Annotated in this window: 13 protein-coding genes; 11 read left to right on the top strand and 2 right to left on the bottom strand. The window is 43.6% G+C overall.

All coding sequences use genetic code 11. The annotated features are described in order from the left end of the window. The first annotated feature begins 11 nt into the window (after positions 1 to 11). On the top strand, positions 12 to 341 hold the full coding sequence (locus tag GCHA_RS13620) for a hypothetical protein (RefSeq protein ID WP_007989143.1): 330 nt from the start codon (positions 12 to 14) through the stop codon (positions 339 to 341). Positions 342 to 740: 399 nt separating this feature from the next. Here GCHA_RS13620 and GCHA_RS13615 read toward each other — a convergent pair whose 3' ends face one another. Next, positions 741 to 1394, bottom strand: coding sequence for a hypothetical protein (locus tag GCHA_RS13615; RefSeq protein WP_007989140.1), 654 nt, complete (start codon positions 1392 to 1394; stop codon positions 741 to 743). Between the two features lie 253 nt (positions 1395 to 1647). Between GCHA_RS13615 and GCHA_RS13610 the strand changes: the two genes are divergently transcribed. From GCHA_RS13610 to serA, 10 genes are all read left to right on the top strand, one after another. Then, a complete protein-coding gene (locus GCHA_RS13610; protein WP_007989138.1) occupies positions 1648 to 1962 on the top strand; it encodes a DUF3718 domain-containing protein in 315 nt (104 codons plus the stop codon). Positions 1963 to 2217: 255 nt separating this feature from the next. Next, entirely contained in the window at positions 2218 to 5241 is a 3024-nt protein-coding gene (locus tag GCHA_RS13605; protein ID WP_007989135.1) for a TonB-dependent receptor, read from the top strand. A 487-nt stretch (positions 5242 to 5728) separates the two neighbouring features. After that, positions 5729 to 6457: a LytR/AlgR family response regulator transcription factor gene (locus GCHA_RS13600; protein WP_007989133.1), complete on the top strand. Its 729-nt coding sequence runs from the start codon at positions 5729 to 5731 to the stop codon at positions 6455 to 6457. A 27-nt stretch (positions 6458 to 6484) separates the two neighbouring features. Beyond that, positions 6485 to 7624 (top strand): sensor histidine kinase, encoded by a 1140-nt coding sequence (locus GCHA_RS13595; RefSeq protein WP_007989131.1) that lies wholly within the window; start codon positions 6485 to 6487, stop codon positions 7622 to 7624. Beyond that, on the top strand, positions 7621 to 8457 hold the full coding sequence (locus GCHA_RS13590) for a LytR/AlgR family response regulator transcription factor (RefSeq protein WP_007989129.1): 837 nt from the start codon (positions 7621 to 7623) through the stop codon (positions 8455 to 8457). Before GCHA_RS13595 ends, GCHA_RS13590 begins: the two co-directional genes overlap by 4 nt. A gap of 294 nt (positions 8458 to 8751) precedes the next feature. Next, positions 8752 to 9714, top strand: a complete 963-nt coding sequence (gene gshB, locus GCHA_RS13585; RefSeq protein ID WP_007989128.1) for a glutathione synthase — start codon at positions 8752 to 8754, stop codon at positions 9712 to 9714. Between the two features lie 30 nt (positions 9715 to 9744). Continuing rightward, the gene (locus GCHA_RS13580; RefSeq protein WP_007989126.1) at positions 9745 to 10302 is read left to right on the top strand and encodes a YqgE/AlgH family protein; all 558 of its coding nucleotides are present in this window, start codon (positions 9745 to 9747) and stop codon (positions 10300 to 10302) included. Between the two features lie 82 nt (positions 10303 to 10384). After that, complete coding sequence (gene ruvX / locus GCHA_RS13575; RefSeq protein ID WP_039992509.1) at positions 10385 to 10816, top strand: Holliday junction resolvase RuvX; 432 nt, start codon at positions 10385 to 10387, stop codon at positions 10814 to 10816. Positions 10817 to 10932: 116 nt separating this feature from the next. Then, positions 10933 to 11658: a TlpA family protein disulfide reductase gene (locus GCHA_RS13570; protein ID WP_318248978.1), complete on the top strand. Its 726-nt coding sequence runs from the start codon at positions 10933 to 10935 to the stop codon at positions 11656 to 11658. A 132-nt stretch (positions 11659 to 11790) separates the two neighbouring features. Beyond that, entirely contained in the window at positions 11791 to 13020 is a 1230-nt protein-coding gene (serA, locus tag GCHA_RS13565) for a phosphoglycerate dehydrogenase (protein ID WP_007989123.1), read from the top strand. A 70-nt stretch (positions 13021 to 13090) separates the two neighbouring features. On the opposite strand, the gene GCHA_RS13560 is transcribed toward serA, so the two are convergent. Then, a complete protein-coding gene (locus GCHA_RS13560) occupies positions 13091 to 13837 on the bottom strand; it encodes an AraC family transcriptional regulator (protein WP_007989122.1) in 747 nt (248 codons plus the stop codon). Positions 13838 to 13859: the final 22 nt, after the last annotated feature.

Here is a 13859-nt window from a genome sequence, read left to right as displayed (position 1 = left end):
TGGAGATAAGCATGACCGAAAAACCATTTCTAGTCAGTGGGCGCAATACACTAATTCATAAGATCAGAAAACTGGATCTGTTAGTGACAAATGGTGAAGATAATCCGGCAATTATTGTTACCCATAAGAGTATTAAAGAGTTTACCGGCACCATCCCTGAAAACAAACGCGAAGCAAAACAGCAGGATATGGAATTGGTCGATGTGACAGTGGGTGATGTGTTCGGTGAAGAAAAAACATTAATGTTTGTACAAACCATTAATGGCAAAGAATACAAAATTGATTACAGTAAACACGGTACGCCTTTGTTCATTAAAATTCATCAAGACAACGCGTTCTAAGTCATTCTCGCCGCTCAAGCAGACTCAAGCATATGTATCTATGCTTGATTTGGCTTTTTCTTTCTCTTTCCCTTTTACTACTTCTTTCTTTAGACATTCGATTTACTTGCTCTCACCTTAGGATTGCCAGCTTTCAAATGGTAATGAGTTATACCAATCCGCATTAATAAGTGACCGTCTCAGAATGCGTCCAGCGGTTTTTGATTAAGGCGTCGCTATGTAGTAATGGTTGTTCCCTTTCAAATAGTGAGAACGCAGAGCAAAAGCCGCTGGGGCATTCCTTGCAGGCGAGTTTTAAAAGGGCTTACACTGCGTTGCATGACTTCGAAAGAGAACAACTATTCATTCAGTCTTGCGCCTTGTTTAAGCCCTTTTAAACTCTCGCTGAGTGATCACTTATTAACGTGGAATGGTATTATACCCAGTAATGGTTTTTGACTCGCCTTTGAACTGCACATATTGTTCTTGGAAAACATCAAAGCGGCATATGTCAATTGGTGTAATTTCTGAAGCATTAACACTGCCAATGATCTTGCCGCGTTCCATGGCTTCAGCGACAAGTTCAGAGCAAAACCAGCTCGAAAAATCTTCTGAATTTAAGCTCATCTCTTTTAAAAAAGGTATGTCGTCGGTAGCGTCTACGGCTGAGCCGAATAGCTGACATATATCGTACGGCTTGTGGTTTTGCTGAAACAGAAAATCGAAAAATGCTGTTTTGTTGTTTTCTAAGTTGGCTCTGGCTTGGCTGTTCAGCGGCAGCCACCACATATCACCATTATACGTGGCCGCGCGCTCGCTTAATCGAGTGAGCATAACACCGCACTTGCCGTTGTAACTGGTGGCCTCTATAGCTTGATTGAAATAGCGCCCGTTGGCTTCATTTATTACTTGGGTTTTTATGACTACCGCGACGTGGGTGACAGCGGAGCGAGTGGTGAGCTTCGCCCACTTCGAAAACAGGCTATTGCCACCAAAAGCGATGATATCTCCTGGTTGCATTTTGTCTCGAATTTGGGGGTAACTTCTTTGTTGGTGTTGCTGGCAAATCGTCATCATCATCCCTCGATTAAATAATACTGCCTTGTATGTTTTTTATACTATCTAATGACTGACACGTAACAAAATAAATCTTTTATTAGTTCAAATGCAGTTTATCTAGGGCAGTTTATCGCGGGGGATCATGACTTAACCGCTTCATCTCATTCTGCCGCGTTTAAGCGATATTTAAACAACTTTGTCACATTCATCATCTACTTATTAGCTGAACCAGCCAACATATGGCTTTTTAAGCGAACAGGGGAATGTTATGAGAAATTTAGTGGTAGCGAGTGTTTTTGGATTCAGTGCTTTATGTGCAACATCAGTTAGCGCGGAATATATGGACCCTTCAGTAGAGAAAAAATTAGTAAAAGTATGCGCGGCAATTAAAAGCGATAGCCGAGTACGATTGCATATGGCCATTAAGCGCAGTGGTATCAAGCCGCGTGAACTGGCCAAAGGGTTAGTTTGCAATGGGCATGACCCAGTGACCTATGCTGCACTTAATAACGCAAACAAAACGGGTGTGTTGATGGCGAAAAAGCTAAACGTTGACTATCAGGAATTGTTGGCCAAGTTATGAGTTGTATTGCCATATTACTGGGTGTGTTAACGTCACGTTAGCGCAGCCAGTAACTTCCACTCTTTTTCTATTTGGTTATTTCCAGCGGCTCTTATCTGCATAAATGGTAAAAATGCTGTTTTTACACCACCGACTGTTTGTTTCATCCCTAATCTGCTTCCCAAGTTGAACTTTTTGTTAATTTCAAATTATCGGGCTGTTGCGCACGCAATTTACCGATTAATAACAATTAAAATTCATTTCAGGGAGTCATACATGAAACATACAACATTTAGACGAAGTATTACCGCGCTTGCGGTGGCTGCGTCACTGGGTTTTGCTCTACCTGCCTTTGCAGATAACACTACCGCAAATATTTCTGGTTCAATTAACGCAAATGATTACTCGCAATACACAGTGATTGCCAAAGACCCCGCCACAGGGTTAGAGCGCGTTATTGCCGTTAGCGATGAAGGTAGCTTCCGTTTCGCTAAGCTACCTACTGGTACGTATGACATATCAGTAATAAAAGGTGATACTGTTGTAGCCGAACAAAAAACACGTATCAGCTTAGGTTCTAATACTTCTTTAGCATTTGATTTCATCGAAAACGATGGCACTGAGCGAATTGAAGTCACTGGCGCTAGAATTTCAGCGATTGATTTAAGCTCGGCGGATTCCGGCTTGATTATTGATGAAGTAGAGCTGGATCGGATGCCAGTGTCACGTAACATCACCGCTGTCGCTTTGCTTGCACCTGGCACAGTGATGGGCGACTCAAGCTTTAGTTCACCTAACTCAGGTGGTACAGCTTCATTTGGCGGCGCGTCAGTCGCTGAAAACTCCTGCTATATCAATGGTATGGAAGTTACAAATACCAGCCAAGGCTTAGGTTGTGGTACGGTTCCTTTTGAATTTTATAAAGAATTCCAAGTTAAAACCGGTGGTTATTCTGCTCAATTCGGTAGAACAACCGGTGGGGTATTAAATGCCGTTACCAAAAGTGGTTCTAACGAGTGGGAGTTTACTGCTACCGCCTTGTTTACCCCTAAATCACTTCGCGAAGATGGCCAAATTTCATATTCTGCAGGTGGGGCTGGTGGCCCAGTGGTTTTCAGAAATCAATCTAAAGATGAATACAGCAAAAGTGAATTTACACTCTCTGCATCTGGCGCATTAATTGAAGATACCTTGTTTTTCTATGCGTTAGTTAATCCTCGCGATGTTGAAAATAACTTTGCTTCACAATCAAGTGGCACCCAGCAATACGCGCCCGATGATAACTATATAAAGCGCGACTCAAGTGGTTCAGATAATTTGTTCTGGGGGGCGAAAGTCGACTGGTTTATTACCGACGATCATAAAATTAGTTTATTTGGTTATTCAAACAAGAGCGACACTGAATCTACCGCTTATGAATTTGATCGCAGCACTGGGGAAGTGGGTGATGCGCTACAAACCACTATTCGCGAACGAGGCGGCGATCTTAAAAGTATTAGCTATACGGGTAACTTCACTGACGAATTAACCGTGTCAGCTATGTATGGTGAGATTGAAACCTCGTACACCAATACACCGAGTAACTTAGACTGCCCAACCGTACTCGATACAAGAAACGTGTCTGACAGCCAGAAAATCACGAGCTGTGGCTCAGGCGGAACGACAGGCGTAAATGAAGATAAAAACAAACAAACGCGTATTGATATCGAATATGCTTTTGAAGATCACTTACTAAGAGTGGGTTACGACAAACAAGAGCGCGAGACTTTTCATACCTCAGCGCCGATTACTGGGCATAGCTGGACATACTCATCGGTTAATCCAAACGGCGTTATAACCGGTAACGATGGTCCTCTATTTACCAATACGACTGGTGCAGCAATTGATGTTGTGGCTGATCGTATATTTACGGGTGGCGGTGGTTTTAGCACCGACTTAAATGCTTGGTACATTGAAGATGAATGGCAAGTAACAGAAGACTTGATGCTATCAATAGGTCTTCGTCGCGACGAGTTCGAAAACTCTGGTGTAACGGGCAAAGTTTTCTCATCGTTTAAAACAGATGTTGCTCCGCGCTTAGGATTCAGCTGGGATCCCACAGGAGAAGGGGACTCGAAAGTTTACGGTACCTATGGTACGTACTATTTACCGGTAGCAAACAACACCAATTACCGTGCTGCGTCAGGACTAAGCGATACCACTACCTACTACACATTTGATGGCGCTGACGCAACGGGTGCGCCTACTGGTACTTCGCCAGTATCAGGCACCGTAGATGCTTCGCAAATTGTTAACTCGGTCCCTAACCCTGCCACGCAAGAAACTTTCCAAGCGGAAGAGGCTGAACCATTTAGTAAAGACGAGTATATCGTCGGGTACGAAAAACAAATTAATGACGAATTCTCATTCTCAGTCCGTGCGATTTATCGCGAAGTTGCCACCGCGTTAGATGACTACTGCGGACCGTTGGCCTCGCAAGCTACGTGTACATTGCTCAATCCGGGTAAGTCTTCAACCTGGCAGCTAGATAATGATTTTGACAGTGTGACCGATCCAGATAGCCGCAGAACGTACACGGCTGAAGAAATTGGTTTACCGGAAGCGGAAAATGAATATACGGCTTTGCAACCGCAGGTTAATTATCGTGGGGATAACATGCGTATGTCGTTGATATACACATGGAGTCGAAGCGTGGGGAATTTTGAAGGGGCAGTTAAGTCTGATATTGGGCAAGCGGACGCTGGCGTAACGCAAGATTTCGACTTCCCTGCATTAATGGATGGTTCTGATGGTTATCAGCCTAATGACAGACGCCACGTATTTAAATTCTTTGGTTCGTACGACGTCACTGAGGCCTTAACCGTTGGCTTTAACTCAACTCTTTCTAGTGGTCGTCCTCTGAGCGCCTTTGGTCAAGGGTATCCTTCTGATGACCCCGCGATTTATGGTAGCTACGGCGATACGTTTTATCTATACACAAATGAGTGTCCAGATGCCAATGGCAATGGTACTTGTGAGCAAAGTGAGAAAATTTATCAATATAGCCCACGTGGTTCAAAAGGACGTACACCTTGGACGTTCAATTTAGACTTATCTGCTAACTATAACTTTACCGTGAGTGATATTGATATGCGCGCTACGCTTAATGTGTATAACGTATTGAATGGCCAAGCGGTTACATCACAAAATGAGCACTATGAAAATAGACGTTCTGAGGGCTCGTTTAACCAATATTACGGTGCAGCATATACCTGGCAATCGCCTAGATATGTTGAAGTAGGTTTCGAAGCTAGATTTTAATTTAGCCGGATACTTATCGTGAATTCAAACGGCAACTTAGGTTGCCGTTTTTGTTTTTCAGATAGGTCGCACAGTATTGGTGCTGAAATATCGCACAGTATAGGTACTGAAATATTGCTAAGTGTTTCCGCAGGTAACTGAGTACGTTTGTCCCAAAAAATGCGAGATTCGTCACAAAATTTACTAAAAGAGCCCCTTGCTAGACTATAATTCGTGGCGTCGGAGTAGTGACCCGATTGATACATTTAGTGAACATGTATCGCTTCCTGGACAAAGGACTTTGCCATTGGCATTGTCCTTTTCTTTCTACCCCGTTCGCGCTTTTTTGCTCCTTTTTTGCCCCTTTTTTGCTCTTTCTTTACGTTTATTTTACGTTTCTTTACATTTCACCCTGTTTTGCCGTCGCTTATCTCACCACAGTTCTTTATTCGTACCCTAGCTTGTATATTCCGTTTTCATTTTTTGTAGGGTTTATGGAGTAACTCTGATGTATCGGTGTATTGTTATAGACGACGAGGCTTTGGCACGTGAGCGCATAACGCACTATCTCTCACAATCCTCTTTATGCGAGGTCGTTGCACAAGCGAGTAATTATGCGAGCGCGAAGCAGCTTATTCTTGAGCAGCAACCCGATATCTGCTTTTTAGATATTCAAATAATAGGCGGTAGCGGTGTTGAACTTGCAAAAGAGCTTAAAAATTGCGTTTCATGTCATTGGGTATTTACTACCGCATACAGTGAACACGCATTAACGGCTTTCGAACTAGACGCCACGGACTACCTGTTAAAACCATTCGAAGACAGCCGCATAGCACAGGTGATTGCCAAAATTCACAAGGCAAATAAGTCGGTGCTTTCTGCACCTTCTGCATCCAGAGTGCGCCGCCAATTGCCTGTTAAATCAGTGGGCAGTGTCACGTTTATCAATACTCAAGACATTATGTGGGTCAAAGGCTCAGCCAATTACGTTGAGTTGTATTGTGAGGGAAAAATGCACCTGCATCGAGAAACACTGTCGGCGCTGGAACAAACATTAGATCCCAAGCAGTTTATTAGGGTACATCGCAGCGCAATCGTTAATATCGAATATGTGCGCTCTTTAAACAGTGAGTTAGGGCGCTTTTCTTTATTGCAATTAGACAATGGCGAAGAAGTTAAAATTGGCCAATCGTATAAGGCGCAGTTACTTTCTGCTTTGGGTGTAGATGCAGACTAATAATGTTGTTTGGGGTAGGGAAAAGCCGTGAGTATTAAACAGTTTTTTGCCAATGTGGGAGACACCAAACCCAGTTTTTGGACATTGCATGTGCTTGGTTGGGCGTTTTACGTGCTGATTTTCACCATTGAATACGCTGCGTTTAACCCCTACACAGCGAAAACCGGCTATTTAATCTTACTTCCACTGATATTTTCGGGCGCCGTGGGTGGCATTTTGACCTGGCCGTTACGCAGTATTTATGGCTACTTTTCAAAAGGTGCTCCTTTGCAAGTGATGGTCACCATCGTTGTGATGTGCATTTTAATCGCTGCGATTTGGACCCCGATTAAAAACTTACTGCTGATGTATTTCTTTGACCACGTCACTTTGTATGATTTGTATTTAGGCAATCAGCCTGAGGACTTTCATTATGGCGAATTGTTTTTAACCGTGACCTATTCGTTCTTTATGATCATGGTGTGGAGCTGTTTGTATTTTGGCATTAATTACCATTTTAAATTGTTGCGCGAAAAACAGCTGCACTTAGAGGCTGCTCGTTTGTCTCATGTTGCTCAAATCAAAATGCTGCGCTATCAAATTAACCCGCATTTTTTATTTAACACTTTAAATGCCATATCAACCTTGGTGTTGCGTGGCGATAAAAGTACGGCTAACAGTATGTTGTCTCGCTTAGCGACATTTTTACGCTTCTCTTTGGATAATGACCCGGAACAGAAAATTCGTTTGTACGATGAGCTAAAAGCACTGATGTTATATTTAGACATTGAGAAAACACGCTTTGCCGACAGGTTGAAGGTAAATTTTGATGTTCAGCTAGAAGCTGAACGTTTGTTGGTGCCAGGCCTACTGCTGCAGCCTTTAGTAGAAAACGCCATCAAGTACGCAATTGCCCAAATGGAAGCGGATGGGGTGATAGAAATTCGCGCGCAGGTACTCAACAACTTGTTACATCTTACGGTTGCAGATAACGGGCCGAATACAGATAGTATTCCCACATCAACAGCGCAATTGCTCAAAGAAAGCCAACGAGGTGGAGTAGGATTGAAAAATGTAGTGGAGCGTTTACGTGTGCTTTATGCTGAAAACTACCAATTTTCTATCCGTCGGGGCGCTTATGGAGGGTGTGTTGTGAAAATTGTATTGCCAATGGAATTGCCTGCATGAGTGGAATTTCAGTATTAGTTGTGGACGATGAACCCCTAGCAAGAGAAGGGCTAGCCCTACGTTTAGCTGAGTATGAGAACATCACTGTATTAGGCTGCTGTAATAACGCAAAGCAAGCTTACGATGCAATAAGTGTTAACCAGCCAGATGTAGTCTTTCTAGACATTGAAATGCCAGGTAAAACCGGACTAGAGCTTGCCGAACAACTGCGCGAAGAAGGTAACTCGGCAACGATTGTTTTTGTTACCGCATTTCGCGAATTTGCAGTAAATGCGTTTGATTTTCAAGCTTTTGATTATCTACTTAAACCGTTTTCAGAAGAACGGTTAAAAGAGTGTATCGAAAAGTTATCCAGCGCTATGGATATGACTCAAGTAGTCGATCAACATAAAAAGCTAGGAACACTGCTGAGCCGCAAAACCGGAAACTCAATTGATAGCTTCATTCATAGTTTAGAAGTGTCTAATGAGTTATCTAATAACAACGAATTGCACGAGTTACAGCAGATCATATCCCTGAAAAGTGGCTCTCAGTGGATAAGAGTAAAGTTAGATGACATCGTATGGATAGAAGCCGCAGGTGATTACATGTGTGTGCATACGATTAACGACACTCATATTATCCGCAAAACTCTCAAACAATTTGAAGAAGAACTCGACAGCGTGCATTTCCCGCGGGTGAGCCGCTCGGCCATCATCAATATTGCCAAGCTTTCAACCTTAACACCGAATTCTAACGGCGAATATGTAGCAGAACTAGGGAATAACGTTCAAGTGAAGGTTGGCCGTAAGTACAAGTTTTGTATTGAAGAGCTCAAACCTAGGGCGTGTTGATCTTTGCTCTGCGCTTTTCAGCGGTTTGTGTGCCGTTTAGCTAAGGCGATAGTTCGATTCTACTTGAAAGCATTGCACTCATTAATGCGGTTTGGTTTAAGCAAATAGGCAAGTTTCGGAGACTACGTTCAGTTTCTGTCATCAAAAAACTTGCCTCTTCGTGTAAGCAAATCTCTTTATTTTCTGTCTGATTAGCTATCGCATACTTGAAATTACGATAATTACCTCAAAATTAGCTTAATCTATGGCATATCCTTTTTCTGATTGCCTTCTAACGTTTTTAAGGACTGACCCTTGACCATTAAACTTGGCGTAGTAATGGATCCTATTGGATCGATCAATATCAAAAAAGACACTAGTTTTGCCATGCTATTAGGGGCAAAAGCGCGCGGCTACGAAATATTTTATATCGAAATGGGCGACCTGTACTTAAACAATGGCAAGCCTATGGCCCAAATGCGCCGCTTAACTGTGCAGGAAGATGCCAATAATTGGTTTGAGCTGCAAGCAGAAGAGAATCGCGGACTAGGTGAGCTTGATGTCATATTAATGCGTAAAGATCCCCCTTTTGACAGCGAGTTCTTATATGCCACTCAAATGTTTGAATTGGCAGAGCAAACAGGCACTTTAGTTGTGAACAAGGCGCAGAGCTTACGTGATTTTAACGAGAAGCTATTTACCTCTTGGTTCCCTGAATTAATTCCCGATACCTTGGTAACACGCAGCGCCAAGCTAATCCGTGAGTTCCATGCAACCCACCAAGACATGATTTGTAAGCCGCTAGATGGCATGGGCGGCACGTCTATTTTCCGTGTAAAGCCTGATGGAAATAACCTTGGCGTTATCATCGAGACCTTAACAAAACTGGGTACTCAATATGCCATGTTCCAGCGCTACCTGCCTGAAATAAAAGACGGTGATAAGCGTATTTTGATTGTTGATGGTCAAGTTGTTCCTTATGCATTAGCGCGTTTACCGCAAAAAGGCGAAACGCGGGGTAATTTGGCAGCAGGTGGCACGGGCCGCGCACAACCTTTGTCTGAAAGTGACCTAAAGCTGGCTAATACCATTGCCCCGTTATTGGTAGAAAAAGGATTGATTTTTGTAGGCTTAGACGTGATAGGTGATCGTATTACTGAAATAAACGTTACCAGCCCGACGTGTGTTCGAGAGATTCAAGCGGCCTACCCAGTTGATATTGTAGGTATGCTATTTGATGCTATCGAGAAGCGCTTAAGTGCGCGGGACAACCATTAATATGTTAATAAGCACGAGTGTGGCGTTAGGATGAACAGTTTTCAAAATTACTTGCTAATTGCGATGCCGAGCATGGAAGACCCGTATTTTTCTCGCTCGGTCACTTACATTTGCGAGCACAATGAGCAGGGCGCTATGGGTTTGGTGATCAATCAACCTGCGGGAATGAGTTTAAAAGAATTGATCAACCAGACCAATAAAGACGCTCTAGTGGACGCCGATAAAGCGCAAGAGATTGTCCTTGCAGGAGGGCCTGTCAGTCAAGATAGAGGCTTTATCCTGCACACAACTCAACCCGGCTGGAGCGCGAGTTTGGCTTTGACTTCTGAGATTATGGTGACCACCTCTAAAGATATTTTGTCGTCTTTAGGCAATAGTGAAGCACCAGAGAAGTCCATTGTTACCCTTGGGTACGCGGGCTGGTCAGCGGGACAGTTGGAAGAGGAAATACGTGAAAATTCTTGGTTAATGGTTGAAGCAGATACCGAATTATTGTTCGACACACCTATTCACAAAAAATGGGAAGCCGCTGTGCACAAGTTAGGTATCGATACATGGCAAATCGCTCCTAATGCTGGTAATGCTTAATCAGCATTATTATGCCTCCTTTTCTTTACTTTAAAGCGGCATGGCCATTAATGTCAGCCGCTTAACCTATTTGAGTCACACAATGACAAAGTCTGTACAGCGCACCGTTCTAGCATTTGATTTTGGTACTAAAAGTATTGGTGTGGCCGTTGGCCAAGAGGTGACAGGCACCGCCTCTCCGCTTGATGCCATTGATGCGGTTGATGGTATTCCTAATTGGGACATCGTGGCGAAGGTTTTCGAGCAATGGCAACCTGACTTGGCCATAGTAGGATTACCGTTAAACATGGATGGCAGCTTTCAGCAGGTCACTTTCGCGGCGAAAAAATTTGCTAATCGATTGAACGCCAAGTACAGAGTGCCAATCGAAACGGTTGACGAGCGCCTAACCACAGTTGACGCCAAAGCGCGTTTGTTTGAAATGGGCGGTTTTAAAAAACTCGATAAACGGAAAATAGATAGCGCATCGGCGTGTTTAATTTTCGAGAGTTGGGTAGAGCAAAGCTACAGCTAAAAGTGCCGCGTTACTCCGCTTTATAATGGCGAACCCTGTATGACATCGTCCCGAATTTGAAAGTTTTATTGGCTTGGCGCTTTCTTGTTTGCATTACAGTCTATTGAGCAAGCACTATGCAAACGCTAACTTCTATTCTTCGTTATCTGTCTTCTTATTCACCTTCTTATTCATCTTTCATTACTCATTTAAGCAAGCCACACAAGGCTCGGGCTAATATGTTTTTTACGTTGCTTATATTGCTATTGACCTTGTCAACGCTTACCGCACGAGCCACTGAGACTGATAGAACTACTGAGACTGCCAGAAGCACCGAAACTGCTAGAGCTATTGAAACTGCTAGAGCCAGCAAAACTGCCAGAGCCAATAAAACTGCTAGAGCCAATAAAACAGAACAGAAAAGTCCGGTACAACAAGCAGCGCTTAAAATGGCACCGAGTTGGAGCTTGTTCGACGCTGAGGGGAATTTGGTGTCCTCAAAGGATTTTGCGGGAAAGCCATTGATTATTCATTTTTGGGCGACTTGGTGTCCGTATTGTAAGAAGCTGCTTCCAGGCTTAGATCGCCTCTTTGAAAAGTATCAAGATCAAGGCTTGCAAATGATTGCCATCAGCTTGCTAGAAGAAGAAGGAGCAAAACCTCAAGAATTGTTAACGGCCAGAGGTATGTCATTTAAAACCCTAGTGGACGGAGACTCAGTAGCGATGGAAAAATTCTTTGTGCGGGGCACACCCACGACCTTTTTTATCAACGCGAAAGGGCAGGTCGTTGTTGCAACACGGTTGTCTGATCCGAATGATCCACGCTTAGAACAAGTGGTGAAATCGTTAATGGTAAATTAATCACTGTATTGTTCATTATTTATCACAGATTTTACGGGATAAGCTTCCTTATAAGCGCGATTTCTGCTATTTTTTGCGCTGGCAAATAGACGTCCAGATGTCTTCTTATTCTTCATCAACTTGGATACCGCAATGAGCAAAGTTTCGCTTCAAAAAGACAAGATTAAAATTTTACTTCTCGAAGGTTTACACCAGAGCAGCTTGGATACACTGAAAGCCAATGGTTATGAGAATATTGAGTACTTGAAAACGTCGTTACCTGAAGACGAATTGATCGAAAAAATTAAAGACGTACATTTCATCGGCATTCGCTCGCGTACGCAATTAACTGAGCGCGTTATCGCAGCAGCTAATAAATTGGTGGCGGTAGGGTGTTTCTGTATCGGTACCAACCAAGTCGATTTAAAAGCAACCCAGAAACGCGGTATTCCCGTTTTTAATGCGCCGTTCTCTAATACGCGTTCTGTGGCTGAGCTCGTTCTTGGGCAACTGATTTTATTATTGCGTGGTGTGCCTGAGCGTAACGCCAAAGCCCATCGTGGCGAATGGGACAAAAGTGCTGTTGGCTCGTTTGAGGCCCGTGGCAAAACCTTGGGCATTATTGGCTACGGCCATATTGGTACGCAGCTGAGCATTTTGGCTGAGCATTTGGGTATGCGCGTTCAGTTTTTTGATATTGAAGACAAGCTCGTATTGGGTAACTCGACACAAGTTAAAACGATGAAAGAGCTTATGAGTACCTCTGATGTGGTGAGCTTACACGTACCAGAAACCGCACAAACGCAAAACATGATAGGCGCTACCGAATTATCATGGTTGAAACAGGGTGCCATTCTAATTAATGCGGCACGCGGTACTGTGATTGACATACCCGCCTTGGTTGACGTGCTTGAAGCAGGCAAGTTAAGCGGTGCAGCGATTGATGTGTTCCCCGTTGAACCTAAGTCAAACAAAGAAGAGTTCGAATCACCTTTGCGCCAGTTCGACAACGTGATTTTAACTCCGCATGTTGGGGGCAGTACCCAAGAAGCACAGCAAAACATTGGTATTGAAGTGGCTGGAAAGCTAGCGAAATACAGTGATAATGGTTCGACTTTGTCTGCGGTTAACTTCCCTGAAGTATCGCTACCGTCTCATGCTGACCGTTCGCGTTTGTTGCACATTCATAAAAATGCGCCGGGCGTGTTAACCCAGATCAACCAAGCGTTTGCCCAGAAAAACATCAACATTGCCGCTCAGTATTTGCAAACAGACGACACCATTGGTTACGTGGTGATTGATGTTGAAACTGACGATGCTGATGAAGCATTGGAGCAACTAAATATGATTGATGGCACCATTAAATCACGTATTTTGTTGTAATAAATAAACGACCTGTTTAAAAACGGGTAAAGCGCTATGGTCAATGCCTAGCGCTTTTTTTATGTCTTTATCATTGGTAGCTCAATCTGAATTCTGACGGTTTCGTTTCAAATAATTGGTAGAACTTACGGCTAAAATAACTGGCGTCTTGAAAGCCGACTTCTGCCGCAATAACGTTAATCGGGAGAGTGGTTTCCACCAACAAGCGCCGGGCATTTTCAAGCCTGACTTGAATAATGTAATGTCTAGGTGTTAAGCCTAAGTACTTTTTAAATCGTCTCTCTAGTGCGCTGATCGATAGGTGAGACAAGGACGCTAATTCATGCATCGACAGGTTTTGCATATAATGCTGGCGAATATGGTTCATTGGGGTTTTTAAGGCGTCCATACTGTTTAAGGCAACAGAGGTTTTTTCAAGGTGACGGGATGTGCCATAGGAGCCAATGATCTCGCCGTCTGCATCATAGAGTGGGCGTTTAGACGTGGTGAACCAGCACACTTCGCCGGATTCAAGCACATTCATCTCGAGGCGTTCTGTCACGGTTTCGCCTTTGACCACCCGTTGATCATCATTCAAAAACTGCTTGGCAATATGACGAGGCGCAAAATCTGCGTCGGTTTGCCCACGTGCTTGCTCAAGGGTGGGAATGCCCACATGTTCTAAATAACATTGATTGGCGTGGATTAGCCGGCTATGGGTGTCTTTAATCCAAAATAAGATATCTGGCAGTAGGTCAAACATGGCCAATAACTGGCTTATGTTGCTGCGCTGAATGAATTGAGCGCTTTGTTCGCTACTAAAATGCTGGGTTGCCATGCGCTAGCGTCTCGGGTTTTGC

This window comes from Paraglaciecola chathamensis S18K6 (assembly GCA_000314955.1).
Classification (GTDB): domain Bacteria; phylum Pseudomonadota; class Gammaproteobacteria; order Enterobacterales; family Alteromonadaceae; genus Paraglaciecola; species Paraglaciecola chathamensis.
Note: the sequence above shows the minus strand (reverse complement) of the source record. Positions and strands in the feature narration are given on the sequence as shown.